This is a genomic window from Erythrobacter sp. W302b (genome assembly GCF_046452395.1).
Classification (GTDB): domain Bacteria; phylum Pseudomonadota; class Alphaproteobacteria; order Sphingomonadales; family Sphingomonadaceae; genus Erythrobacter.
Genome location: NZ_JBKFDH010000001.1, coordinates 878638 through 902681 on the forward strand (window position 1 = coordinate 878638; position 24044 = coordinate 902681).

22 protein-coding genes are annotated in these 24044 nt (G+C 65.9%); 9 read left to right on the forward strand and 13 right to left on the reverse strand.

Annotated features, from left to right (window positions below; genetic code table 11):
- Positions 1-897: 897 nt before the first annotated feature.
- Positions 898-2118 carry an argininosuccinate synthase gene (locus ACLBKT_RS04290; protein ID WP_410181721.1) on the reverse strand — a complete coding sequence of 407 codons (1221 nt, stop codon included), beginning with the start codon at positions 2116-2118 and terminating at the stop codon, positions 898-900.
- Positions 2119-2302: 184 nt separating this feature from the next.
- On the opposite strand from ACLBKT_RS04290, the gene ACLBKT_RS04295 reads away from it, so the two are divergent.
- The gene (locus ACLBKT_RS04295; protein ID WP_410181722.1) at positions 2303-2713 is read left to right on the forward strand and encodes a hypothetical protein; all 411 of its coding nucleotides are present in this window, start codon (positions 2303-2305) and stop codon (positions 2711-2713) included.
- Positions 2714-2814: 101 nt separating this feature from the next.
- Entirely contained in the window at positions 2815-4179 is a 1365-nt protein-coding gene (locus ACLBKT_RS04300; protein WP_410181723.1) for an acyltransferase family protein, read from the forward strand.
- Here ACLBKT_RS04300 and ACLBKT_RS04305 read toward each other — a convergent pair.
- Positions 4176-5402: a class I SAM-dependent methyltransferase gene (locus ACLBKT_RS04305; RefSeq protein ID WP_410181724.1), complete on the reverse strand. Its 1227-nt coding sequence runs from the start codon at positions 5400-5402 to the stop codon at positions 4176-4178. The genes ACLBKT_RS04300 and ACLBKT_RS04305 overlap by 4 nt on opposite strands.
- Positions 5403-5493: 91 nt before the next feature.
- On the opposite strand from ACLBKT_RS04305, the gene ACLBKT_RS04310 reads away from it, so the two are divergent.
- Positions 5494-5928, forward strand: a complete 435-nt coding sequence (locus ACLBKT_RS04310) for a DUF1801 domain-containing protein (RefSeq protein ID WP_410181725.1) — start codon at positions 5494-5496, stop codon at positions 5926-5928.
- A gap of 6 nt (positions 5929-5934) precedes the next feature.
- Here the strand turns inward: ACLBKT_RS04310 and ACLBKT_RS04315 are convergent, their stop codons facing one another.
- The 10 genes from ACLBKT_RS04315 to ACLBKT_RS04360 all read right to left on the reverse strand — a co-directional run bounded on the left by ACLBKT_RS04315 (position 5935) and on the right by ACLBKT_RS04360 (position 14435).
- Positions 5935-6684: a molybdopterin-dependent oxidoreductase gene (locus tag ACLBKT_RS04315; protein ID WP_410181726.1), complete on the reverse strand. Its 750-nt coding sequence runs from the start codon at positions 6682-6684 to the stop codon at positions 5935-5937.
- Positions 6677-7405 (reverse strand): cytochrome b/b6 domain-containing protein, encoded by a 729-nt coding sequence (locus ACLBKT_RS04320; protein ID WP_410181727.1) that lies wholly within the window; start codon positions 7403-7405, stop codon positions 6677-6679. Before ACLBKT_RS04320 ends, ACLBKT_RS04315 begins: the two co-directional genes overlap by 8 nt.
- Positions 7402-8181 (reverse strand): SDR family oxidoreductase, encoded by a 780-nt coding sequence (locus ACLBKT_RS04325; protein WP_410181728.1) that lies wholly within the window; start codon positions 8179-8181, stop codon positions 7402-7404. Before ACLBKT_RS04325 ends, ACLBKT_RS04320 begins: the two co-directional genes overlap by 4 nt.
- A 159-nt stretch (positions 8182-8340) precedes the next feature.
- Positions 8341-8793: a glycine zipper 2TM domain-containing protein gene (locus ACLBKT_RS04330; RefSeq protein ID WP_410181729.1), complete on the reverse strand. Its 453-nt coding sequence runs from the start codon at positions 8791-8793 to the stop codon at positions 8341-8343.
- 134 nt (positions 8794-8927) lie between these two features.
- Positions 8928-9566, reverse strand: a complete 639-nt coding sequence (locus tag ACLBKT_RS04335) for an MOSC domain-containing protein (RefSeq protein WP_410181730.1) — start codon at positions 9564-9566, stop codon at positions 8928-8930.
- Positions 9563-10159 (reverse strand): class I SAM-dependent methyltransferase, encoded by a 597-nt coding sequence (locus ACLBKT_RS04340; protein WP_410181731.1) that lies wholly within the window; start codon positions 10157-10159, stop codon positions 9563-9565. Before ACLBKT_RS04340 ends, ACLBKT_RS04335 begins: the two co-directional genes overlap by 4 nt.
- A complete protein-coding gene (gene rlmN, locus ACLBKT_RS04345) occupies positions 10156-11418 on the reverse strand; it encodes a 23S rRNA (adenine(2503)-C(2))-methyltransferase RlmN (RefSeq protein WP_410181732.1) in 1263 nt (420 codons plus the stop codon). The genes ACLBKT_RS04340 and rlmN overlap by 4 nt, the downstream gene beginning before the upstream one ends.
- A gap of 125 nt (positions 11419-11543) precedes the next feature.
- Positions 11544-12002 carry a hypothetical protein gene (locus tag ACLBKT_RS04350; RefSeq protein WP_410181733.1) on the reverse strand — a complete coding sequence of 153 codons (459 nt, stop codon included), beginning with the start codon at positions 12000-12002 and terminating at the stop codon, positions 11544-11546.
- On the reverse strand, positions 11995-12474 hold the full coding sequence (greB, locus tag ACLBKT_RS04355; protein WP_410181734.1) for a transcription elongation factor GreB: 480 nt from the start codon (positions 12472-12474) through the stop codon (positions 11995-11997). Before greB ends, ACLBKT_RS04350 begins: the two co-directional genes overlap by 8 nt.
- Positions 12475-12482: 8 nt before the next feature.
- On the reverse strand, positions 12483-14435 hold the full coding sequence (locus tag ACLBKT_RS04360; protein ID WP_410181735.1) for a transglycosylase SLT domain-containing protein: 1953 nt from the start codon (positions 14433-14435) through the stop codon (positions 12483-12485).
- A gap of 103 nt (positions 14436-14538) precedes the next feature.
- On the opposite strand from ACLBKT_RS04360, the gene dapA reads away from it, so the two are divergent.
- Positions 14539-15426: a 4-hydroxy-tetrahydrodipicolinate synthase gene (gene dapA, locus ACLBKT_RS04365; protein WP_410181736.1), complete on the forward strand. Its 888-nt coding sequence runs from the start codon at positions 14539-14541 to the stop codon at positions 15424-15426.
- A 115-nt stretch (positions 15427-15541) separates the two neighbouring features.
- Here the strand turns inward: dapA and ACLBKT_RS04370 are convergent, their stop codons facing one another.
- Positions 15542-16606 (reverse strand): succinylglutamate desuccinylase/aspartoacylase family protein, encoded by a 1065-nt coding sequence (locus tag ACLBKT_RS04370; protein WP_410181737.1) that lies wholly within the window; start codon positions 16604-16606, stop codon positions 15542-15544.
- A 103-nt stretch (positions 16607-16709) separates the two neighbouring features.
- On the opposite strand from ACLBKT_RS04370, the gene smpB reads away from it, so the two are divergent.
- From smpB to ACLBKT_RS04395, 5 genes are all read left to right on the forward strand, one after another.
- Positions 16710-17192: an SsrA-binding protein SmpB gene (gene smpB / locus ACLBKT_RS04375; RefSeq protein ID WP_410181738.1), complete on the forward strand. Its 483-nt coding sequence runs from the start codon at positions 16710-16712 to the stop codon at positions 17190-17192.
- A 214-nt stretch (positions 17193-17406) separates the two neighbouring features.
- Entirely contained in the window at positions 17407-17961 is a 555-nt protein-coding gene (locus ACLBKT_RS04380) for a DUF2062 domain-containing protein (RefSeq protein WP_410183644.1), read from the forward strand.
- Positions 17962-18103: 142 nt separating this feature from the next.
- The gene (locus ACLBKT_RS04385; RefSeq protein WP_410183645.1) at positions 18104-20515 is read left to right on the forward strand and encodes a response regulator; all 2412 of its coding nucleotides are present in this window, start codon (positions 18104-18106) and stop codon (positions 20513-20515) included.
- Between the two features lie 100 nt (positions 20516-20615).
- Positions 20616-22133, forward strand: coding sequence for a DUF4139 domain-containing protein (locus ACLBKT_RS04390; RefSeq protein ID WP_410181739.1), 1518 nt, complete (start codon positions 20616-20618; stop codon positions 22131-22133).
- 200 nt (positions 22134-22333) lie between these two features.
- Positions 22334-23911: a DUF4139 domain-containing protein gene (locus ACLBKT_RS04395; RefSeq protein WP_410181740.1), complete on the forward strand. Its 1578-nt coding sequence runs from the start codon at positions 22334-22336 to the stop codon at positions 23909-23911.
- Positions 23912-24044: the final 133 nt, after the last annotated feature.

Below are 24044 nucleotides of genomic sequence, written 5' to 3' on the forward strand. Positions count from 1 at the left end.
GGAGTGAGTTGCCCTGGAAATGCGATGAACCGTTGGAACATCGGCCGACGCGTGGCCATCGGCGTAGGCCTTTTGCGCGAGGCGACTCGGGCAAGGGTGATGGGCCGGGAGGCCAGCGGGCCCGCCCAATGCAAATGGGGCCGGCATTGCTGCCGACCCCACTCTCACCGGCGTGTGGATGACCCTCGCTCCTGATGCGTCCGGCGAACCTTCGGCATCTTTTCGCTCCGGGCCATGCTTGGCGCCCGATGTCTAACCTCTCGCTGCCCGGTCTTGCGACTGGCTTTGCCAGAGCTTCGTCACCGGCGCTCGCGCCGGCATCCGGCTTTGCTTCTGCCAGCTGCGTCCACCGTCCCGCCGAAGCCGGTCGATTTTCGCTGCCTTGCGCATTCGCTCGGCCGAGACCGCGTTCCTTTACCGATCTGAAGCGCGGCGGCTTGGGGGCTTTCGCCGGTTCCGCTGCTCTTCCGTCCGGCCAGGTTCTTGGCCTGTCCGGTGTCATCGCGTCGCTCTCACCCGTTAATGAGCTGACTTGCCTTTGGCCGAAGCCTCCTGCATGCCGTCTCCAGCTGAGCGCGTGGACAGATGCCACCGCCATCTTTGGGATCAAAACCTCAGGTTCTTCAAGGCCTTGCGGCTTTCCGTTCCGGTTGCTTCGTGTCCCGAAGACAAGTTGAAGGTGCGCCTGAATCGGCGATCTGACAACATTCCAACCGGTGAGTTTTCCACTTCAGGCGATTTGTCCTGTGGACACGAGTGGATAAGTCAACGCTTCGTCGCAATCATCACGAAGCGGCGCAAAGAGCGGACACAGAACCGCCTTCAAGCTGTCAGGATAGGGACTTCAGGCCGCTCCACCCAGCGGCCCGACTCGGTTTTCCCCGCCTTGAGTCCCGATCAGGCGTCGCGGTTGCGGCGCGAGAGCAGGCGCAGGCGCAGGCCATTCAATTTGATGAAGCCCTCGGCGTCCTTCTGGTCATAGGCCCCGGCGTCGTCTTCGAAGGTCACATGGGCCTCCGAATAGAGCGAGTAGGGCGACTTGCGGCCCACCACGCTCGCCAGCCCCTTGTAGAGCTTGAGGCGCACGGTGCCGGTGACCTTGTCCTGCGAATGGTCGATCGCGGCTTGCAGCATCTCGCGCTCGGGCGAGAACCAGAAGCCGTTGTAGATGAGCTCGGCATATTTCGGCATGAGCTCGTCCTTGAGATGCGCCGCGCCGCGATCGAGGGTGATCTGCTCGATCCCGCGATGCGCGCGGGCGTAGATTTCGCCGCCGGGAGTTTCGTACATCCCGCGGCTCTTCATCCCGACGAAGCGGTTCTCAACCAGATCGAGCCGGCCGATGCCGTGCTTGCGGCCGAGATCGTTCAATGCGGCCAGCAGCGTGGCGGGCGACATGGCCTCGCCGTTCAGGGCGACGCCGTCGCCCTTCTCGAAGTCCACCGTAATGTATTCCGGCTGGTCGGGCGCGTCCTCAGGATTGACTGTGCGCGAATAGACATAGTCGGGGGTTTCCTCCCATGGGTCTTCCAGCACCTTACCCTCGGACGAGGTGTGGAGGAGGTTCGCGTCGGTCGAGAAGGGGCTGTCGCCGCGCTTGTCCTTGGGCACCTGAATCTGGTGCGCCTCGGCCCAGGCGATCAGCGCGGTGCGGCTGGTGAGGTTCCATTCGCGCCAAGGGGCGATGACCTTGATGTCGGGATCGAGCGCATAGGCGCTGAGTTCGAACCGCACCTGGTCATTGCCCTTGCCCGTCGCGCCATGGGCGATGAAGTCGGCGCCGGTCTGGTGCGCGATCTCGACGAGACGCTTGGAGATCAGCGGGCGGGCGATGCTGGTGCCGAGCAGATAATCGCCCTCGTAGCGGGCATTGGCGCGCATCATCGGGAAGACGAAATCGCGCACGAATTCCTCGCGCACATCCTCGATGAAGATGTGATCGTCGGGAATGCCCATGGCGCGAGCCTTGGCGCGCGCGGGTTCGATTTCTTCGCCCTGGCCGAGATCGGCGGTGAATGTCACCACCTCCAACCCGCGCTCGACGCTCAGCCACTTGGCGATGACGCTGGTATCGAGACCGCCCGAATAGGCGAGGACGACTTTCTGGGGCTGGGCCATGGCACGCTTCCTTGGGAATGATTGCGCGGCGCCCTAACAGCGCGCGCGGGCGGGGGCAATCGCGCTTTCGTGCATGGTTGGGCGGGACCGCCTAATGTCCTCAGATGTGTGAACATTCCATGCGACTTCGGCCCGCCGATCGTGTATGGGGGCAGCGGGATCGTTATTTGTGGAGGGCACAATCATGCATCGATCCCTGTACAGCGCTTTGCTGGCGCTTCCCCTGATTTCCGCGCCGGTGATGGCGCATGAGGTGCTCCATGGCGGGCACGATGGCCACGCCCATGCCAAGGGCTGCGGCCATCAGGCCATCGATCACGCCGGCCATGTCGATTACCTGCACGACGGGCACCTCCACCACGCGCATGACGGGCATGTCGATGAGCATGTGATCGAGGTGAGCGATGCCAATCCCGATGCGGAGGAACTTGTGGCGCGGGTCACCACCGACGATCATCCGCACGGACATGCGGGCGAGGAGCATATGACCGTCCAGCACGGCGATCACATGGATTTCGTGCATGACGGGCATCTGCATCACCGGCACGGCGATCACACCGACGATCATGGCGTGGTGAAGCTCGTCGGGGCCTGACACGAGCGGGGAAGGCCGCATCGGCGGCAATTCTCCTTTCAGAATTCGGTGCTAGACCCCTGCCATGCGGTGCAAACCGGCCGCGTGGGAGGGGTCCGAGAATGCTGACAATGTGGAGCAAGGCGCGCGAACTGGCGGACATGACCCCGCCCGAGCGCAATCGCTGGGTCGATTTTCTGCGCGCGGTTTCCATCATGGCCGTGGTGATCGGCCACTGGCTGATGGCGGGGCTCTATGTCGACGCTTCCGGCGAGCTGCGGCGCGGTGACCTTTTGTCGGTAGCCGAATGGACCCATTGGCTGACTTGGGGCTTTCAGGTCATGCCGGTGTTCTTTCTGGTCGGCGGCTATTCCAATTCAGTGAGCTGGGCTGCGACCACCGCCAAGGCTCCGCGCGATCAGGCCGGTGTTTACCGTGACTGGCTGGCGAGCCGGGTGCAGCGCCTGATCACGCCGACCTTCCCGGTGCTGCTGCTGTGGGCGGCGCTGGCTGTGGTGATGACTCAGGTCGGCCTGCCGCGGACACAGATCCGCATGGCGACCGAAGCGGCGCTGATCCCGGTGTGGTTCCTTGCGGTCTATTTGCTGGTGACGGCCTTCACGCCGATCGCCTATCGCGCGTGGCAAAGGTTCGGGTGGCTCAGCTTTGCCGTCTTCATCCCGGCCGCGATGCTGACCGATTGGCTGACCTTCACTGCCAAGGTGCCGTGGGTCAACTTCACCAATTTCCTCTGGGTGTTCCTCGGCATTCACCAGCTGGGCTTTGCCTGGCGCGCGGGCAAGTTTGCGGCGACGTGGTTTGCGTGGGTATGGTTCGCGGTGTCGCTGGCGATCCTCGTGTCGATCACGGTTTACGGCTTCTACCCCGTCTCGATGGTGTCCGCGCCGGGCGGCTTTTCCAATTCCCTCCCGCCGACCCTGGCGCTGTTCGCGCTGGGCGCGGTGCAGATCGGGCTGGTGCTCGCGTTGGAGCCGGCGGGGCGGCGGATGCTCGACCACGTAGGCGTCTGGACGGCGACGGTGCTGATGAACGGGATGATCATGACCGTGTTCCTGTGGCACCTCACCGCCTTCGTGCTGGTGATGACCGTCGCTTGGCTGGCCTTGGGCGGGGCGGGGCTTGATCCCGTTCCGGGCACGGGTGCCTGGTGGGCGAGCCGCCCACTGTGGATCGCGCTCTATATCCTCGCCCTGCTGCCGATGATCGCCATCTTCGCGCGGCATGAGCGCAGCTTCGGTCCGATCCGCGGCGGTCGCACGGTGCCGCGCCTGCGCGCGGTGCTGGGCGTGCTGGCGATCTGCGCGGGACTCGGAGCGACGGCCGGGCTGACGATCGCCAGCCCCGAAGGCGTATCCGGCGTGCGCTGGTGGGTGATCGCCCTGCCACTGGTGGGAGCGGCGCTGATGGGCTTTGGCCCGGTCTACCGTCCCCGTAACCGTCCGGGATCGAGCGGGGAGCCCGCTTAACTGCCGATCAGATAATCCCGTGTGATCGGCAGGGCATGACGGCTGCGGACGTACTGGATCTGGTAATTGCACATCCCGCCATTCTCGAAGACGGTCGCCGCGCCCGCGAGGTAAAAAGTCCACATGCGGAAGAACCGCTCGTCATGCAGGGCGATGATCGCCTCGCGGTTGGCGAGGCAATTGGCGTACCAGGCGCGGATTGTCTTGGCGTAGTGCAGCCGGAGCGTCTCGACATCGGCGGCAATCAGGCGGACCTTCTCGCTGGCCGCCAGCGTTTCGGACAGGGCAGGGATATAGCCGCCGGGGAAGACGTATTTCCGGGTGAAGGCATCGGTCGTGCCGGGCCCGCCGAAACGGCCGATGGTGTGGAGCAGCATCACCCCGTCATCCGCCAGCATGCGCGCACAATCGGCAAAGAAGGTCTCGAACTGCGCGCGGCCCACATGTTCGAACATCCCGACCGAGACGATCCGGTCGAACCGGCGTCCGCTGGCGGCGGTGTCGCGGTAATCCTCCAGCAGGATCGTCACCTTGTCGGCGACCCCGGCGGCGTGCACCCGTTCCCGGGCGAGCGCAGCCTGTTCCTCGGACAGGGTGATGCCCGTCACCCGCACATCGTGGTGCTTGGCCAGATGGATCGCCAGTCCGCCCCAGCCGCAGCCGATATCAAGCACTTGCTGCCCGGCTGACAGCGCCAGCTTCTTCGCGATATGCGCCAGTTTCGCCCCCTGCGCTTCGGCCAGCGTGGTCACGCCTTCGGGCCAATAGGCGCAGGAATACTGCCAATGCTCCGCGTCCAGCATCATGGCATAGAGCGGATTGCCGATGTCATAATGGTGCGCGACGTTCTGCTTGGACCCGACGCGGTTGTTGATCTGTTCGGCGGCAAAGCTCGCGCGGTTGATCAAGCGCTTCATCCGGCTTGGCTTGCCGATATCGCCGCCCTTGTCCCACGGATTGTTGGCGCGCAGCAGGCTGACGAGGCCCATCACGTCGCCTTCCTCGATCAGCAGCCGCCCATCGATAAAGGCCTCCGCCGCACCGAGCCGGGGGTCGAGCAGGATGTCGCGCGGCACGCGGGCATCGGTAAAGCGCAGCACGATCTCGGGAAAGCCGGGCGTGCTCGTGCCATAGGTGCTGGCGCTGCCATCGGCGAAGACAATGCCGAGGCGGCCTTGCTTCACAGCGCGCGACAAAAACCGGTCGAGGAGAGGCTTGCTCATGAGGCTTCTTTCAAGGATGCTGGCGAGCGTAAGCTTAGCCGGGAAAGCGGCTTTCGCAATATCACCGGTTCGAGGGCAGGGGAGTGCGGCCATGGCCGAAGCGAAGACAACGATCACCGATGTTGCGGCCGAGGCGTTCATCGCGGCCGTCGAACCCCCGGCCAAGCGTGAAGAGGCGCAAGTGCTCGATGCCCTGTTCCGCAAGGTGACAGGCGAGGCGCCGAAGATGTGGGGGCCTACGATCATCGGCTATGGCGCGTATCACACCGTTTATGACAGCGGCCGCAAGGTGCATTCGCTGCGGATCGGGTTTTCGCCAAGAAAGGCCAAGCACTCGCTCTATCTCTCCATCGGCTGCCGCACGCCCGAGGACGAGGCGCGCCGCCAGCAGGCGCTGGCGCGGCTCGGCAAGTATGCGCAGGGCGCGAGCTGTCTCTACGTCAACAAGCTCGCCGATATCGACCTTGCCGTGCTGGAGGAAATGATCGCCGAGAGTTGGGCGGCTTCGCTGCGCGACCTTCCCTGATCGGCGTCAGACCCCGGCGTACCACTGGTAGCCGGCGACATCCTCCCAGAACCCGCCCTTGCCCTGACCGATATCGTCGAAGCTTTTGACTGCTTCGATCGCCTTCACATATTTCGCCTGCTTGTAGCCCAACTGCCGTTCGATCCGCATCCGCAGCGGCGCGCCGTTCTTCTCCGGCAGGGGCTCGCCATTGAGGCTGTGGGCGATGATTGTCTGCGGGTGATAGGCATCGACCATGTCGATGCTCTCGTAATAATCGCGCCCGTAGAGCACATCGGCGCAGCGGAAGACGATGAAGTTCGCCCCCTCCTTGACCTTCGCCGTATCCAGCAGCGCGGCGAGCTGCGGGCCCTGCCATTCGCCGATCGCGCTCCAGCCTTCGACGCAGTCGTGCCGGGTGATCTGGGTGCGCTGCGGGAGCGCTCTGACCTCGGCGAGCGTGAGGGTGAGCGGATTTTCGACCAACCCCGTCACCTCGAGCTTCCATTCGGGAAAGCCCTTGGCCAGTTGCTCCTGATAGAACGGATCGGCGACCGTCACCGATCCATTGCCCCGGAATGTGGGGGAACGTTCGGCGCGGGAATATTCGGGCGCGAGGCCCTGCTTGCCCGCGAGCGCACGATGGGCGATGCGGTGCCCGTCCTCGGCGGCCTTGAACAGGCTCTTGGCGGTCTCGCTCTCGTTGATCTTGGAGCAGGCCGCCGCGCCCATGGCGGCGATCCCGGCAAGCAGCGAACGGCGCGGCAGATCAACCATGGGCGGGCGCTCCATCTTCGGGGGGCAAGGCGTCGGGTTCGGGTAGAGCCGGAGCGGACGGGGGCGCCGCATCCGCGCGCTTGCCGCCGGTGATCATCTCGATAATCAGCCGCCAGTCGATCAGCGCCAGCACGATGTGGATCACGAAGAAACCGAAGATCCCCCAGGCGGCGATGAAATGCAGCGAGCGCGCACTCTGCCGCCCGCCGAGCACGTCGAGCAGCCAGGGCGCGGCGGCCTGAAAGCCCGGACTGATCGCGAGACCGGTGAACAGCATCAGCGGCAGCAGCACGCCGAACACCACGCCATAAAGGATACGCTGCACCGGGTTGTAACCACGCGCTGCCCCGTCGCCCGAATGCGCTTTGACTGAGGCAATCACCGCACCCGGCGTCCAGTCGCGCGGGGTGGTGGTGAGATCGCGGCGGAAATGGCCGTTGACCAGCATGGCGACCCAGATGAACAGCAGCCCCACGCCGAACGGCCAGGCTGCCGTAGTATGCCAGTCACGCGCGAGGGCGAGATTGTAATGCTGCGGGATCGTCGCCCAGCCGGGAAACTTGATGACGCTCAGCCAGGCATCCTTGGGATCGAAGCCATAATCGCCCCAGTAGAGATAGCGGTGCGCGTTGGAGATATTCAGCCCGGTCATGAACAGCACAATGATCGTGGCGGCATTGACCCAATGCCACAGCCGGGTCGAGAGCGCGTGCTTTTTCATGTGCTTGCCCCCGCCGCCTGCGCCTGTTCGCGGGCGAGCCAGATGACATCGCGCGGCTGATCGAGCAGATGCTGGCCGCTATCGATGAACAGGCTCTGCCCGCTTTCCAGCGCGCCGCTGCTCAGGAACAGCGCCGCATTGGCGATCTCGTCAGCGCCGGTCTTGCGCTGGAGCAGGTTGAGGCGGTGTGAAATCTCGGTCTCCTCCTCGCGCTGGTCATGGCTGGCCAGCACGGCCCCCGGCGCGAGGCCATAGACCCTGACGCCCGTGTTCTGGTTGCCCTTGGCCAGCATCCCGATGGTGGAAGCCAGCGCGTGTTTGGACATGGTGTAACTGAAGAAATCGGGATTGGTGTTTTCGATCTTCATGTCGGTCACGTGGATCACGCAGCGCATGGCGGGGCTCATCGCGTGGGCGATGAAGGCCTGGGCAAGGCGGGCCGGGGCAAGCGCGTTGATCTGCATTGCAGACCTGTTCGTTGCCGGATCAAGTTCGGTTACACCGTCGTAGTCGAAGACCGACGCGGAGTTCACAAGGCACCGCCAGTCGGGCAGCCGCGCCGCGAGCCCCGTCACCGCGGCCACCGCCGCCTCGTCGTCGGCAAGATCGAAAGCGATCGTCTCGGCCGAGGGCAGAGTGGCGGCGAGCGCTTCGGCGGCGGTGGCGGAGGCGCGGTAATGGATCACCACGTGCCACCCAGCCTCGGCAAAGCGGCGCACGATTGCAGCGCCAATACGGGTCGCCCCGCCGGTTACAAGCACGGCAGGGCGGGTCATGCGGCAGATTGTACGGTGTGGGGCATGGCCCAGCGCTAACAGGGCAGGGGCCGCGCTTCAATCGGGGAGCGCGGCGCAGCCCCTGCCGGTCGTAGCTGAACGGGCAAGAACGCCGCTGGCGGTGGGACCAGCGGCGTTCAGCCCGTTAGAGAGTGTCACTTAGCGGCAGCGTGCTTCGCCGCGATCGATTTCGCGGCCCAGCAGACCCCCGGCGAGACCGCCGAGCACGGTGCCAAGGGTACGGTCACCGCGGGTGTCGACTGTGCGGCCCAGCAGGGCCCCGCCGACTGCGCCAATCACGAGACCGGTCGTGCCGTTGTCGCGCTTGCAGTAGTAGCGGCCATCATTTCCGCGCCAGATGCGGTCATTGCGCGAGAGGCGGCGGCCACGGTCGTCCCAGTCGCGACCACGGTCACGATAGTGACGACGGTCGCGGCGGTCACGCCAGTCGTCGCGGTCGCCATAAGCGGCGACGCTGGTGAAGGGCGCCGCACTGTTATTGAAGTTGGCGAAAATCGGCGCGGGCGCTGCGGGCAGTTCGGCTGCCTGCGCAGGGGCGGCAAAGACTGCCATCGAACCGGCAGCGGCGGCGAGCAGGGCAAGGTTTTTCATATCATTCATCCTTGTGGCGGCTCCCCGATGGAGCGACCCCCTTTTCGTTCAGATTACTCGAACGCAGGATGAACGCGGCTTTCAGGAAACCGCCAGATTTGTTCAGCTGAGGGTGCTTTGAGATGAACCGTGGCTCAACCGCGCCGGGCCGCGGCTTTGGCGCGCAGGCGCGGCGTGAGCGGGTCGAGATCGGCCAGCTGCGCCAGGTCTTCTGCAGTCGCCTTGCCTGCCACCAGCGCCCGAAACACCCGCGCAACGCTCCAGTCCGCCGCGCCGATGGCGACGCGCTCAAGCGAATCGCCCGCCGCGACCGCTCCGGTCTCGATCACGCGGAAATACCAGCCGCAGCGCCCGGAGGTAACGATCTGCGCGACCATGCCCTTGTGACCGAAGCGGTGCTCGATCTTCCAGCACGGCTGGCGCGGCTGGCTGATCTCGATCAGTGCGGTGCCAAGGCGGAAGCGGTCGCCGATATGCACCATGTCTTCTGTCAGGCCGGAGACGGCGAGATTCGAGCCGAACCCGCCGGGCTCGTCCAGCGCCGGATGGTCGCCGATGATCCCGCGCCACCAGGCGTGGTGGTCCAGCGGGTAGAGGTGCAGCGCCATCTCCGGCCCGCCGTGCACGGTGCGGTCGGCCTGCTCGTCAGGCGCGAGGCCTTCTTCCAGCACCTGCACCAGGCCTTCGCGGGGTCGTTTGGCAATGGCGCTGAGCTCGGCGCCGTTGAACGGGCGGGCGGTGCCGGTGCAGACGGCTTCGACGAAATGCTTCATGGCTTTCTCACGATAAGGTCGATCCAGTCGCGCTCGACATTGTCGAATCCCCCGGCCGTGTAGTGGAGGGTCTCGGCAATCTCCCACCCCGCCAGTGCTTCATATTGGGCGGCAAGCCACGTGGCATCGGGGAAGTTGTAGAAGCGGCCAAGCGCGTCGCGCCCCTCTGCGGTGCCCAGCTTGTAGCTGGCGAAGTGCCACCCGCCGGGACGCAAAGCGCGGTGGATGCGGGCGAGCACGTCGGGCAGGGCGGTGCGCGGGCAATGGAGCAGGCTGGCATGGGCCCAGACGCCATCATAGGCCGCTTCGGCTTCAAGTTCATCGAAGGCCATCACCCGCGCTCCGACATTCCAGCGCTCGTTCGCCTTGGCGACCATCGCCGGAGTGCCATCGGTGGCATCGACCGCAAAGCCGCGTGCCGCGATCCGCGCGGCATCCTGGCCGCCGCCGCAGCCCAGTTCCAGCACGTCTCCGCCCGCAGGCAGGCGGTCAAGGAAAGCATCGAGCTGGTAACTGTGCGCCTGCCCGAACTTCAGCACATAATGCGGCGCGCGCGCCTGATAGAAGGCAATGGTGTCGGGATCGGCGCTCAAGCTTGTTCCGCAGCAGCAGCAGCGGCGGCTTCGCGGTCGCGCTGGGCGCGGCTCTTCTTTTCGGCGGCGGTCTTCAGCTGGCCGCAGGCCGCATCGATGTCGCGCCCGCGCGGGGTGCGAACGGGGGCGGAGAAGCCGCCCTCGAACACGATTTGCGAGAAGCTGCGGATGCGATCGGGCGTTGAGGTTTCGTAACCGGCGCCGGGCCAAGGGTTGAACGGGATAAGGTTGACCTTGGCGGGCAGGTTGTATTCCCTGAGCAACCGGACAAGCTCGCGCGCGTCATCGTCGCTGTCGTTCTTGTCCTTGATCATCACATATTCGAAGGTGATGCGCCGCGCGTTCGACGCGCCGGGATAGTCGGCGCAGGCCTGAAGCAGGTCTTCGATCCCGTACTTCTTGTTCAAGGGCACCAGCTCGTCGCGCACCTCCTTGCGCACGCCGTGGAGGCTCACCGCAAGGTTCACCCCGATCTCCTCGCCGCAGCGCTCCATCATCGGGATGACCCCGCTGGTGGACAGGGTGATGCGCCGCTTGGAGAGGGCGAGGCCGTCGCCGTCCATCACCAGCTTGAGCGCATCGCGCACATGGTCGAAATTGTAGAGCGGCTCGCCCATGCCCATCATCACGATGTTGGTGAGCAGGCGGCCATCGGCGGTGTAGTGGCCCGCCTCATCATCCTCGTCGATGGCGTCGGCGTCGCTGGCCATGGAGCCGCGCGGCCATTCGCCGAGCGCGTCGCGGGCGAGCATCACCTGCCCGACGATCTCGCCGGGGGTGAGGTTGCGGACGAGCTTCATCGTGCCGGTGTGGCAGAAGGAACAGGTGAGGGTGCAGCCGACCTGCGAGGAGACGCACAGGGTGCCGCGCGTCTCGTCGGGGATGAAGACCATCTCGAAATCGTGGCCGTCGGCGGTGCGCAGCAGCCACTTGCGGGTGCCGTCGACCGAGTGCTGGGCCTCGACCACGTCGGGGCGGCCGATCACGAAACGTTCGGCCAGCCACGGGCGCATCGGCTTGGCGATGTCGGTCATCGCCTCGAAATCGATGACGCCGCGGTGGTAGAGCCAGTGGAACACCTGCTTGGCGCGCAGCTTGGCCTGCTTGGCATCGAGCCCCGCCTCCTCGAAGATCTCGCGGATGCGCGGGCGAGGCAGGCCGATCAGGTCGACGCGGCCATCGGCGCGCGGCGTGATGTCGCGCGCGGCGGGGACCGGGTCAACGAGGCCCGGAATGGACATGAGTGCGGTGTCGGACATGGGTTGGGGGCATATAGTGGGGTTGGAGAGATTTGACTATCCCCCGTCCCGGACGTGATCCGGGACCCCGCTCACTGTGCGGCAAGCAGCTGGACCCTGGATCAAGTCCGGGGCGGGGACGAGGGCTATCGCTTGGCACACCCCACGGTCGCCGCATCAATAGCGGTCGCGGCACCTGCGAGGATGTAGCGGTCGGTAAAGCCGCCGCCCGACACGCTCATCCGGCTGGCGGAGCGCATCGCGGCGACAATGGCCGCATCCGCGCGGGCATCCGCCGCCCAGGCATTGCGGCCCTTGGCGACCAGATCGAAGCGCTTGTCACCGATGGTAAGCCGCACCGCCTTCCGGTCTGCGACATCGCGCGACAGGACAAGATGCACCGCTCCGCGCACCTTGCGATCCGGCCAGTTGGAGACCGTGGCATAGGCGGGCGCGGGCGGCTTGCCCTGCGCCTTGGCAATCGCATAGCAGCGCAAGGGCTTCGCATCCTTGAACGCCGCCCACCCGTCATAGACGCCAAGGCTCTCGCGTGCGGCCAGAGGCGCGGCAAGAAGCAACAGGGCGAGAAGCGCGAACCTAGTCATAGCGGATGGCCAGCACTTCCCACTCTTTCGAGCCTGAGGGAAGGCTGACCACGCGCAAATCCCCGACGCTCGCACCGCGCAGCGCCCGCGCGAGGGGGGAGTTCCAGCCGATCCGCCCTGCGCCCGCGTCCTGCTCATCATCGCCGACCAGATGGACGGTGTGGTGATTGTCGTCCTCGTCCGCGATAGTGACCTGCGCGCCGAAGAACACCCGGCTGCGGTCGATCTGCGCGGTGGGATCGACCACGCGCAGCGCCTTCATCCGCCGCGCCAAATGGGCGAGCTCGCGGTCGATCTCGCGCATTTTCTTGCGGCCATAGAGATAGTCGCCGTTCTCCGAGCGGTCGCCATTGCCCGCCGCCCAGCTGACGATCTCGACGATCGCCGGACGGTCGGTTTCGAGCAGCTGGTCGTATCGCGCCTTCAACGCCGCCATCCCCGCAGGCGTGATGGGCTGCCCCTGCGGCTTCACGGGCAGGCTCAGCGCAGGAAGGTGTTGACCGGGCGCGGCAGTCCGGCCCGATCCGGGTACATGTGCGAATAGGTCACCGCATTGCCGATCACGCGCATGATGTAATAGCGTGTTTCGAAATTGGCCGGGATCTTCTCGACCCACGTCACCCAATCGATCTCGCCCCGGCGCGGGTCACCGTTTTTGCGCAGCCATTCGTTCACGCGCCCGGGCCCGGCATTGTAAGCGCCCACCGCCAGCGGATAGGCCCCGCCATAATAGCTCATCATCCGCGCGAAATAGGCATCGCCCAGCGTGATATTGTATTGCGGAGCGCCGGTCAGATCAGCGGAGAGATATTGCATCCCGAGCTTGCCCGCCTGTTCGCGCGCGGTTCCCGGCATCAGCTGCATGATCCCACGCGCCCCGGCATGGCTTTCGCGCGTGCGGTCAAACTCGCTTTCCTGCCGCGCAATGGCGTGCACCATCACCCAGTCGTTGACCGCAGGCGGCGTCGCGACCACCGGGAAGCCAATCCGCTCAAGCCCCGAAAGTCCGTTCTCGCCCGCCTTCATGCCGAGCACGACTGCCATCTCGTCCAGCCCAACCTCGTTGGCGAGCATTGCGGCCATCAGCATTTCGGTCGGCGTGTCGGCCTCGTCACCCAAGGCTTCGAAGAAGCGCCGCTCGGTGCGCCAGTCGCGGCGGCTGACGGCGAGCGCGCGGATCGCCTTGACCAGCGGGCGGCTCTCGAACTCGGCGCGGACGCTGGGGTCTATCGCAGGCTGGGGCAGACTCGCAAACGACGGCATCGACCTTCCGAGCTCGGACAAAGCGAGCTGGCCGTAGTAATAATCCGGCCAGCGCGCGGCCATTTCGAAATAGCGCGCCGCATCCGCGCCATTGCCTGCCTGACGCGCGGCGCGTCCCGCCCAGAAATAGCCCTTGGCCTTGGTCAGCGGGGTCTTGGCCGCGTCACCATAGCGTTGGAACAACGGTGCAGCGGTGGTGCCGTCGCCCATATCCCACAGCGCGCGCGTGCCGCCGAGCCACATCAGATCGGTGTAGCGATCGCGCAAGGTGAAGCTCATCAGCGAGACATCGGTGCCGGGCGCGAACAGATCATCGGTGCGGGCCGCGATCATCGCCGCATCGCGCGCGCCGGTTGCCTTGGCGAGCGAGAGCAGCTCACCCACGAAAGCCTCGGGATCGAGGGCGGGGCGGTTGAACGCCGGACGGTTGGTGAAGGCCCGTGCGGCTTCACCCGACTGACCGGTGGAGCGCAGGAACTTGACCAGATTGAAGGTGTAGCCCGGATCGGCTTCCGCCCCCGCGGGGACGGCGAGGCCCGACATTTCGGGCCGCGCACCGCGCACCAGCGCCAGACGGGCCATCGCCAGCTGCCGGTCGGGCTCAGACAGATTGACCAATTGGCGCGAGGCCGCATCGCCCTTGCCCTGCCACAGCAGTGCATCCATCCGCACCGCGTGATCCTCGGGTGTGAACTGCGCGCCATAGAGCCCTGCAATATACAGCTCGACCGGATCGCTCATCGCACCGCCGCGCCAGGCACGGCGTGCTTCCTCCACGGCCTTGGGGTGCTGCACCGCAGCCAGCGCCAGCGCATAACGCGAGCGACCGGAATTGGTCAGCGGCGGGTTCGCATCGAAATAGCGCAGCAGTTCTGCCTGCGGCGGGGCCTCGTTCTCCAGCGCAGCCTCAGCCCGCAGGCGCAGGATGTCAGCGCGCGGGAAGGTGGGATAGGCGAGCACAAAGCCCGCATAGTCGGCGAAGGTGTGGGTGCGGCTGGCTTGCAGCACCTCCCACCGCGCCACCGCCGCGTCGATCGCAGCCGGTTGACGGGCGACGAGGTTGTCGCTCCCCGAAAGACTCTGCGCCGTGGCAGGCAGCGCGGCAAAACCCGCCAGCGTCAGCCCGAGTGCAGCATAAATCCGTGACGCGAACAAAGAATAACGGACCATGCTGGACATAGTGCCAATCGGCTCCTTATCAGGCGGTGAACGAAAGCGGGCGGGGGGATGCCCGTGTCGACTGATATCTAGCGATGAAGGCAGGACAAAGGCAATGTTCAGCGGTTCGATACCCGCTCTGGTGACTCCTTTCCGCGGCGGGACGTTTGACGAGACAGCCTTCCGGCGGCTGGTCGACTGGCAGATCGAAAACAGCAGCGCCGCGCTGGTGCCCTGCGGGACGACGGGGGAGGCCTCGACCCTCTCCAACGCCGAACATCACCGCGTGATCGAGGTCTGTATCGAGCAGGCCGCGGGCCGCGTCCCGGTGATCGCCGGCTGCGGGTCGAACGACACCCGCAACGCGCAGCTGCACATGAACTTCGCCAAGAAGGCGGGCGCAGCGGCGGGTCTCTGCGTCGCCCCCTATTACAACCGCCCGAGCCAGCGCGGGCTGGTGGCGCATTTCAGCTATCTGGCGGAAAACTGCGACCTGCCGATCGTGCTCTACAATGTGCCTGCGCGGACGGTGACCGACCTGCTTGATGAAACGGTGGTGGAGCTGGTGCGCAAGTATCCCGACCGGATCATCGCCATCAAGGACGCCAGCGGCGATCTCAGCCGCGTCGCCGATCACCGCATGGGCATCGGGCGCGAGTTCTGCCAGCTTTCGGGCAATGACGAGCTGTGGCTGCCCCATGCCGCAGCGGGTGGGCGCGGGTGCATCTCGGTGACGGCGAATGTCGCGCCCAAGCTGTGCGCCGAGTTCCACGAGGCGATTGCGGCGAACGAGTTGAAGAAGGCGCGCCAGCTCAACGACCGCCTGTTCCCGCTGCATTACGCGATGTTCTCCGACGCCAGCCCCGCGCCGGTGAAATATGCGCTGAGCCGCGTGCATGGCTGGATCGAGCCGGAAGTGCGCTTGCCGCTGGTGGAATGCTCGGACGAGGCGAAGAAGGCGGTAGACGAGGCGCTGGTGCTGGCCGGGGTGCTGGAGGGTTAGAACTTACTCCCGTTCGCCCTGAGCCTGTCGAAGGGCTGCACTTTCTTGGCGTTGGCGCATCAGTCTAAGGGGAAGGACGGTCCTTCGACAAGCTCAGGACGAGCGGTTCTACGGATTAAACCACCTCGTCCTCATCCAGCAGGCGTTCGGCATGGCCCTGCGGCTCGCTCGCCAGGATCGCCTCGGTGATCGTGTCGATCTGGGCCCCGACCCGCTCGGGATGGTCGATGGCGGCGATGTGGAACAGCGCGTCGCCCTGATGCACCACGGGCAGGGTGGCATGGCCGATGATGATGCCGTCGAGGGGGCTGATCATCTCTTGCGGCTCCTCACCGAACAGGCCCGACACGCAGGCGAGCACATCGCCCTTCCGCACCGGAGCGCCGGATTCGCGCACCATCTGCACCACGCCGCCGCGCGGGGAGCGTACCCAGACCGAGCGGTTGGCGCGGGCGGGGATGCCGACCGCGCTGAGGCCGTCATCGGCCTCGATCATGCCGAGATGCGCCAGCACCCGCTCGACCCCTTCGACGCCGGTCTCGATCGACAGCCGGTCGAACCGCAGCGCCTCGCCCGCTTCCATCAGCAGCATGTCGACCCCGTGCTTCTGAGCGAGATCGCGTAACGACCCGTCGCGTAGCGGGCTTTCGATAATCACCGGTGCGCCAAAGGCCATTGCCAGTTCCACCAGCTTGCGGTCGCCCGCCGCGATGCGGATCTGGGGCAAGTTGTAACGGTGGATCGCGGCCGAATGGATGTCGATCCCGAGCTGGCAGCGCGCCACCACCTCGCGGTAGAACACATGCGCCAGCTGCCCCGCCAGCGATCCGCCCGCGCTCCCCGGAAAGCTGCGATTGAGGTCGCGCCGGTCGGGCAGGTAGCGCGAATGGGTGATGAAGCCGAAGATATTGGCGACCGGCACCAGCATCACCGTGCCTGCCAACACCGCCGGATCGAGCGTTTGGGCCAGCCGCTGGATCACCGCAGTGCCGATGATCTCGTCCCCGTGAATCGCGGCGCTCACGAACACCGCCGGACCGGGCCTTGCGCCGTGCAGCACCCGCACCGCCAGCGAGGATGCGGTGCCGGTCGCCATGGTGGTGATCGGGAAGGCGACATCGCGCATGGTGCCGGGCGCGATGCTGTCCCCGGCGATGATGAATGGTTCAGGACTGTTCATGCGGCCAGGCCCCCGTGCTGCGTGCACCAAGCGATACCCCGCATGGGTGCGCAGCGCAAAGGCCCTCGCTTTTTGTGTCCCACGCTCCTACATCGCCCGTCCCATGGCACGCCCCAAACCCGTTACCTTCGACAAGCTCAAGATCGTCGCCGAAAACCGCCGTGCGCGGTATGACTACTATATCGAGGACAAGTTCGAAGCCGGGCTGGCCTTGCAGGGTACCGAGGTCAAGGCGCTCCGGGCGGGCGAAGCAAGCATCGCCGAATCCTACGCCGAGGTGAAGGACGGACAGGTCTGGCTGGTCAACGCCAACATCCCCGAATACAGCCACGGCAACCGGCTCAATCACGAACCGCGCCGCCCGCGCAAACTGCTGCTGCACGAACGCGAGATCCAGAAATTCGTCGGCGCGGTTGAGCGCAAGGGCATGACGCTGGTGCCGCTGTCGATCTACTTCAACCGCACCGGCCGGGCGAAGGTCGAACTGGCGCTCGCCAAGGGCAAGCAGACCCACGACAAGCGCGCCAGCACCAAGGAGCGCGACTGGAAGCGTGACAAGGCCCGGTTGATGCGGGATCGCGGGTAAATCGCGGCCGGCGAAAAAATCCGCGCCAGGGCCGGATTCACCTACTGGTCACCAAGGCTATGCTACCCATATCCGTATCCACGATGCGCTTCCGGCCTGCCTCCCGCGACATTGTCGCCGCCTCACGCCTGCTTGCGCGTCGGGAAGGCGCGCGCGCATGAGCATCCCGCCGCCTCGCAAAAAGAGCATCACTTTCCGCTCCAAGACCTGGGCGATGGATGTCATACGCAAGAACACGCCCACCCGAGAGGGCATGGCGGCGAACAAGTATTTGGCGCCGATTGCACACCGTTTCCTTTCGCCCGAATTGTGGCGCTTTACCCGCCGCTCGGTGCCGCGCGGTGTGGCGCTCGGTCTGTTTGCGGCCTTCATTGTTCCCATTGGGCAAATCTTCCTTGCTGCCTTTCTGGCGCTGCCGTCGCGCGCCAACGTGCCGCTCGCGGCCTTGGTCACGTTCATCACCAATCCCTTCACGCTGCCCTTCTGGATGGTGGTCGCCAACCGGATCGGCGAGTTCTTCCTGCGCTTCGATGCCGCCAGCGCCAGTCTGGCGAGTGCCACGGCGGATGACGGAACCTGGGCCGTGCTGATGCTGATCTACGAGGTCGGGGCGGCAACGCTGCTGGGGTGTGTGGTGCTCGCGCTGGTCACGCCGGTCATCGGCTATTTCATTTCGGTCTGGGTGTGGCGCGCTGTAGTGTCCCGCAAGCGCGCCAGACGGTTGAAGGCGATGGTGGGACGGCTCGACCAGCGGCTCGGCACGCAGTAGGAAGCTGCCTTCCGCGCTTCCCGCAATCCCTGAGCCACAGGAGCCTGCCCGCTTGTCCCGCCGCCTTGGCCATGATTCGAATGCTGTGCCCGCTGCGAACGACGCAGCAGGGCCTAACGACGCACCTCCGGCAACGCTGCTGATGGCGCTCGGCGGAGCGGTGGTGGCCAGCGCGGCCGTGCTGTTCTTCGCTACCGGCAGCGGCATTGTGGCGCTGGCCTTTGTCCTGGCGGCGGGCGTGATGCTGGGCGGCGTGGTGCTGCTCGACCGGATGCGCGGCGCACCGGCCAGCGAAAGCATCGGGGCCCCCGACTGGAGCGTCACCGTCGCCGCGATCGAGCGCGACGGGGAGGCGATCGCGATCACCGACCGCGCCAATCGTCTGGTGTGTGCCAACATGTTTTTCCTCGACAGCTTCGGTGCCAATGCCGCCCCCCCTGCGCTGCCGTTCGGGCGTGCGGGGCAGGAGGCGGTGACGCTGCTCGCCCGCAATGCGTGGCGCGACGGTTCGGCGTCGATCGAAACGCTTGAGGCGCAGGACGAGACGCGCTGGCAGATTGCCGCCACCCGTGCCGGACGCGGGGATGATCACCTGATCTGGCGGCTGCGCCCGCTGGCCCGCACGCGGACGGACAGCCTCGGCCTGCTCGATCTGGCGGGGCCATTCGGCAAGATGCTGAGCCGCGCCGGGATCGAGACGGCGATCACCACCGCCGACGGCGTGATTCGCGCCGTCAGCTCCGGTTTTGCCGAGCGGGCGGCGGGCGATGACCGCGCGACCCTGGTGGGGCAGGACTTCGTCAGCTTCCTGCGTTCGGACGAGCGGGACCGCATCTTCTTCGCCCGCGAAGGGCGGGGCGGTACGCCGCAGACGCTGGTCGATGTGCCGCTTGTCGATCCCGAGGAGCGCGTCACCGCCGCCGGGCCGGACGAAGCGACGTCGCTGATGCTGCTGATCGATAGCGGCGTCGGCATCGGTTCGGGCTGGGACGGGGCCTCGCAAGCGGGCGTTGCCCAGCTTGATGCGCTGCTGGCGCAATTGCCGCTGGGTCTGGCGATGACCGACCGTGACGGGCGCTTCCTGTTCGGCAACGAGGCGTTCCTGCGCTCGGTCGCGCGCGAAGGGCGGGGCCTGCCGCAATTCCCCACCGATCTGGTGGTGCGCGAAGACAAGGCCGCGCTGTCCGATGCCGTGCGCCGTCACGGGCGCGGGCCTGCGACCAGTGGCGATGTCACCGTGCGGCTGGTGGGCAGTCCCGAAGAGCCGGTCTCGCTCGGCCTGGCAGGTGTGCGCGGGTTGGGCGAGGCGGCGGTGCTGCTGAGCCTTGCCGATACGTCTCAGGAAAACCAGTTGCGGCGGCAGGTTGCGCAAGCCACGAAGATGCAGGCCGTCGGCCAGCTCGCGGGCGGGGTCGCGCATGATTTCAACAACGTGCTGACCGCGATTATCGGCACCTGCGATCTGATGTTGCTGCGCCATATTCCGGGCGACAGCGACTATGACGATATCCAACAGATCCGCGCCAATTCCAACCGCGCCGCCGCGCTGACCCGGCAATTGCTCGCCTTCTCGCGCCAGCAGACGCTGCGGCCCGAGATCATCCAGCTGCCCGATGTGGTGAGTGAGGTCAGCCCGCTGATCAAGCGGTTGCTGGGCGAGAAGATCACCTATTACGTCCAGCATGACCGCAACCTCGGCCCGGTGCGCGCCGATCCGCAGCAGCTGGAACAGGTGATCATGAACCTCGCGGTGAACGCCCGCGATGCGATCCAGTCGCGGGGGAACGGGCAGGGACGGATTTCGCTCTATACCCGGACCTTGCAGGCCAAGCAGGTGGTGCAGCTGGGATCGGAAGTGCTGCCCGCGGCGGATTATACCGTGCTGATCGTGCAGGACACCGGCGGCGGCATCCCGTCGCACGTGCTGCCCAAGCTGTTCGAGCCGTTCTTCACCACCAAGGAACAGGGCAAGGGCACGGGCCTCGGCCTGTCGACCGCGTACGGGATCGTCAAGCAGTCGGGCGGTTTCATCTTTGCCGACAACATCACCGACAAGAGCGGCCACCCCACCGGCGCGCGCTTCACGGTCTATTTCCCGGTCCACCGCGGCGAAATGCCGCGGAAGCGCCCGGTGCAGGAGCTGGTTTCGTCCGACTGGTCGGCGGGCGGCAAGGTGCTGCTGGTCGAGGACGAGGATATGGTCCGCATTGTCGCCGAACGGGCGCTGGCGCGGGCAGGCTATGACGTCACGGCTTGCGCCAATGGCGAAGAAGGCCTCGCCGCGATCACCGAGGGTGCAGCGACATTCGACATTGTCGTCTCGGACGTGGTGATGCCCGGGATGGACGGCCCGGCGATGGTTCGCGCGATCCGCGCCAAGCTGCCCCACATGCCGGTGCTGTTCATGTCCGGCTATGCCGAGGAGCAGCTCCGCCGCGACATCGACATTCCCGACATGCACTTCATCGCCAAGCCCTTCAGCGTCGCTGCGATCGGCGACAAGGTCGGTGCAGTGCTGCGCGAAGCGCGGGCGGCGCAAGCGACCGAGGCTTGATCCGCGCCCGGGTCCCCCATATTGCCGGGAAAGCGCGCCGTTCACCTTGGATAAAGCGTCCAAGTCGTTCATCCTGAGTGTCAGAGGCAGGAGGGACGAGATGATGGACCGGGCATTCAGCGCAGTGTGCAGCGTGTCGGCAGCGGCTTTGCTGGCGGCAGGCGCGGCGGCGCAGTCGACGGACGACAGCGCGCGCGCCGAATCGGCGCAGGGCGAGGTCGCGCTGACGATCTACAACAACAACATCGCGCTCGTTCAGGATGTGCGCCAGCTCCCGATTGCCCAGGGCAGGAGCCGGGTGGAGTTCCCCGACGTCTCGGCCCAGATCCAGCCCCAGACGCTGAGCTTTGCGGCGGCCAACACCACGATCATCGAACAGAATTTCGATTACGACCTGCTCACCCCGACCAAGCTGATGGAGAAAGCCGTCGGCCAGACCGTCACCCTGCTGCGCACCAACCCCGCCACGGGCACCGAGACCCGCGAGCGCGCCACCGTGCTGTCGGTCGCGGGCGGCACCGTGCTCCAGATCGGTGACCGTATCGAGGTGCTGCGCGACGATGGCCTGCCGGTGCGCGTCATCTTCGACCGCGTGCCGCCCAATCTGCGCGCGCGCCCGACGCTTTCGGTCAATCTCGACAGCACCCGCGCTGGTGCCCGGCCCGTGGCGCTGCGTTATCTCACCAACGGTCTCGGCTGGAGCGCCGACTATGTCGCGCTCTACAACGAGAAGGGCGGCACGATCGACATGCAGGGCTGGGTGACGCTGACCAACCAGACCGGCACCACCTTCCATCAGGCCGATGCCGTGCTGGTCGCAGGCACCCCGGCGATGGGCGGCGCCGAGATGCCGGGCGGCGGGCGCGGCTATGGGGACCGGGGGATGACCCGCGCCGGAACCGAAGCGGCCAGCCGCGAGCGTTTGGGCGATTTCTACCTCTACCCGATCAGCGGCCGCACCACGGTCGCCAATGCGCAGACCAAGCAGGTCAGCTTCCTCGACGTGCAGGGAGTGGCCGCACGCAAGATCTACGCACACAGCGTCTATTGGCAGCAGAATGACGAGCAGCCGGAGAACGTCGAAAGCCGCATCGCTTTTTCCACTTCGCGCGATCAGGGTCTCGGCGATGCGCTCCCGGCGGGCACCGTGCGCTTCTACCAGCGCGACAGCGAAGGCACGCCGCAGTTCATCGGCGAAAAGGCGATCTCCCACACCCCGATGGGCAGCGATCTTTCGCTGGTGACGGGCGAAGCCTTCGACATCACGGTCAAGGCCGAGGTCGAAAAGCGCGAGATCATCACTGCCGACGAGTGGGAAAAGAACGCGCGCTACCGCGTGGTCGAAGATGGCAAAGTCACCCGCGAGCTTACCGTCGAGGTGCCCAAGACCTTTTACCGCACCACCATGCGCTACACCCTCACCAACGCCAAGGACGTGCCCGTCGAGGTGCAGCTGACCCAGACCGGCCTTGCCCGCAGCTGGTGGGCCTACGACTACCGCATCACCTCCGAAGACATCTTGGGCGAACAGTTGAATGCCGACCAACGCCGCTTCACCGTCCCCATCCCGGCCGAGGGTGAACGGGTGATCCGCGTCACCTACGAAACCCGCTACTGAGGCGCGGGGAAATGCGCCGTCCTCACCGTAGGGGTGACCTGCGCCTCTCCCTTGAGGGAGGGGCCGGGGGAGGGTGTGCGGCGGTAATCGCTGGCGGGGAGCCCCCACCCCCAACCCCTCCCCGAGGGGAGGGGAGAAAGAGAGCGGCGCTCGCAGCGGCCCTCCTTGCAACCCTCGCCGCGCCGCTCGCCGCGCGCGAGGTGATCGACGCCGCGCCGCCATCCGACATCGCCGTCACCATCTACCGCGATCCCGACCGTGACGTGGATGAGCCGCTGGACGCGGAGTACCCCCAAGGTCTCGCCATGATCAGCGAGACCCGCCGGGTGACGCTGCCCAAGGGCGAATCCACGATCCGCTTCGAAGGCGTGGCCGAGGGCATGATCGGTGTCTCGGCCATCGTCACCGGCCTGCCCGGCGGCACGATCGAGAAGAACCGGAACGCGCAATTGCTCTCGCCCGCCGCGCTGGTGGACGGGACGCTGGGCAATCGGGTGACGATCACCCGCATGAACCCCGCAACCGGCGCGCACGTGAGCGAACGCGCCGTGGTGCGGACTCGCGCGGATGGCGGGCTGGTGCTGCAAACCAGTCAGGGGTTTGAAGCGGTGCGGTGTTCGGGTCTGCCCGAAACCCTCGCCTATGATCGCGTCCCGGCTGGGCTCTCGGCCAGTCCGGTGTTCTCGGTCGACACCCGCTCGCCCGAAGGCGGCATGTTTGATGTGACGCTGACCTATCTTGCCTGGGGCTTCGACTGGCAGGCCAATTACGTCGCCACGATGACGGAGAAGGGCGGGGCCGGGGAATTCGACATGGGTGTCCTGAGCTGGCTCACCCTCGTCAACGACAATGGCCAGAGCTTCGATAAGGCCCGGCTCCAGATTATCGCCGGCAGGCTCAATGTCGAAAGCGATTACGAAGGCCTCGCCGATCCGCCAGTCGCCGAGGCGCTGTGGCTGACCTGCTACCCGCTGGGAACCACCGGGGACGTGTCAGTGCCGGAACTGATGTCGCCGCCCCCGATGTACGCCCCGGAAATGGCCTATCCCGCCCCGGCGAAGAGCGCGATGAATGACCGCGCGATCGTCGTCACCGGATCGCGCCTGGAGGCTGTGTTCGAATCCCCCTCGGTCGTCACCGCGGAAGAAGAGGACATCGGCGATCTCAAGCTGTTCCGCGTGCCCGACCGGGTCGATGTCGCGGCCAAGGGGATGAAGCAGGTCGCCTTTCTCAACAAGGATGCGGTCAAGGCGCGCTATCTCTATGAGGCGGGCAACTGCGATCCGTGGGACTGGATCAAGACTGAAGACGCGGAGGACGAAGATTTCGTCGCCGCGACCTTGCTGCTGGTGACCAAGAACGAGGAGAAGAAGGGCCTCGGCATCGCGCTCCCGCAGGGCGCGATTACGCTGTATGAGCCGACATCGCGCGGCCCGCAGCTCGCCGCGCAGGTGAATGTGCGGGACTACGCGCGCGGGCAGGATATCGAACTCGGCCTCGGCCCCAGCGCGCAGGTCTTTGTGCGTTGCGGCGGGGCGCGTGAGGAGGGCCCGCCCAAGGATGCGCGCCAATGGACTGCGATGCGCGCCCGCATCACCAACGCCAACCCGCACCCCATCACGCTGCGACTGCAAGTGGGCTATGCGGGCGAATATGACATCCGGTTCCCGGGCCGAAAGGTCGCCATGAAGAACGGCTACCAGACAGTCGAACTGACCGTGCCAGCCAACCAGACGCAGGTTTTCGACTGGAAGCACCGCGAAGCGGCGGACGAGTAGGCGCGGGCTGCGCGGCCCCCTGCGGAAAAATTTTCCGTTCCCTACTTGTTCCATGAGAACAAATGCGATACATAGCCTCCACCGGGCGGCGGAAAACTGGTTTGCCGCCTCTGGTCAATCGAAGGAGCGCGTG

Excerpts from the sequence above, each read along its gene's own strand:
- ACLBKT_RS04290 (WP_410181721.1), bottom strand. The coding sequence starts at position 2,118 with ATGGCCCAGCCCCAGAAAGTCGTCCTCGCCTATTCGGGCGGTCTCGAT.
- ACLBKT_RS04295 (WP_410181722.1), top strand. The coding sequence starts at position 2,303 with ATGCATCGATCCCTGTACAGCGCTTTGCTGGCGCTTCCCCTGATTTCC.
- ACLBKT_RS04300 (WP_410181723.1), top strand. The coding sequence starts at position 2,815 with ATGCTGACAATGTGGAGCAAGGCGCGCGAACTGGCGGACATGACCCCG.
- ACLBKT_RS04305 (WP_410181724.1), bottom strand. The coding sequence starts at position 5,402 with ATGAGCAAGCCTCTCCTCGACCGGTTTTTGTCGCGCGCTGTGAAGCAA.
- ACLBKT_RS04310 (WP_410181725.1), top strand. The coding sequence starts at position 5,494 with ATGGCCGAAGCGAAGACAACGATCACCGATGTTGCGGCCGAGGCGTTC.
- ACLBKT_RS04315 (WP_410181726.1), bottom strand. The coding sequence starts at position 6,684 with ATGGTTGATCTGCCGCGCCGTTCGCTGCTTGCCGGGATCGCCGCCATG.
- ACLBKT_RS04320 (WP_410181727.1), bottom strand. The coding sequence starts at position 7,405 with ATGAAAAAGCACGCGCTCTCGACCCGGCTGTGGCATTGGGTCAATGCC.
- ACLBKT_RS04325 (WP_410181728.1), bottom strand. The coding sequence starts at position 8,181 with ATGACCCGCCCTGCCGTGCTTGTAACCGGCGGGGCGACCCGTATTGGC.
- ACLBKT_RS04330 (WP_410181729.1), bottom strand. The coding sequence starts at position 8,793 with ATGAAAAACCTTGCCCTGCTCGCCGCCGCTGCCGGTTCGATGGCAGTC.
- ACLBKT_RS04335 (WP_410181730.1), bottom strand. The coding sequence starts at position 9,566 with ATGAAGCATTTCGTCGAAGCCGTCTGCACCGGCACCGCCCGCCCGTTC.
- rlmN (WP_410181732.1), bottom strand. The coding sequence starts at position 11,418 with ATGTCCGACACCGCACTCATGTCCATTCCGGGCCTCGTTGACCCGGTC.
- ACLBKT_RS04350 (WP_410181733.1), bottom strand. The coding sequence starts at position 12,002 with ATGACTAGGTTCGCGCTTCTCGCCCTGTTGCTTCTTGCCGCGCCTCTG.
- ACLBKT_RS04360 (WP_410181735.1), bottom strand. The coding sequence starts at position 14,435 with ATGGTCCGTTATTCTTTGTTCGCGTCACGGATTTATGCTGCACTCGGG.
- dapA (WP_410181736.1), top strand. The coding sequence starts at position 14,539 with ATGTTCAGCGGTTCGATACCCGCTCTGGTGACTCCTTTCCGCGGCGGG.
- ACLBKT_RS04370 (WP_410181737.1), bottom strand. The coding sequence starts at position 16,606 with ATGAACAGTCCTGAACCATTCATCATCGCCGGGGACAGCATCGCGCCC.
- smpB (WP_410181738.1), top strand. The coding sequence starts at position 16,710 with ATGGCACGCCCCAAACCCGTTACCTTCGACAAGCTCAAGATCGTCGCC.
- ACLBKT_RS04380 (WP_410183644.1), top strand. The coding sequence starts at position 17,407 with ATGGATGTCATACGCAAGAACACGCCCACCCGAGAGGGCATGGCGGCG.
- ACLBKT_RS04385 (WP_410183645.1), top strand. The coding sequence starts at position 18,104 with ATGGCGCTCGGCGGAGCGGTGGTGGCCAGCGCGGCCGTGCTGTTCTTC.
- ACLBKT_RS04390 (WP_410181739.1), top strand. The coding sequence starts at position 20,616 with ATGATGGACCGGGCATTCAGCGCAGTGTGCAGCGTGTCGGCAGCGGCT.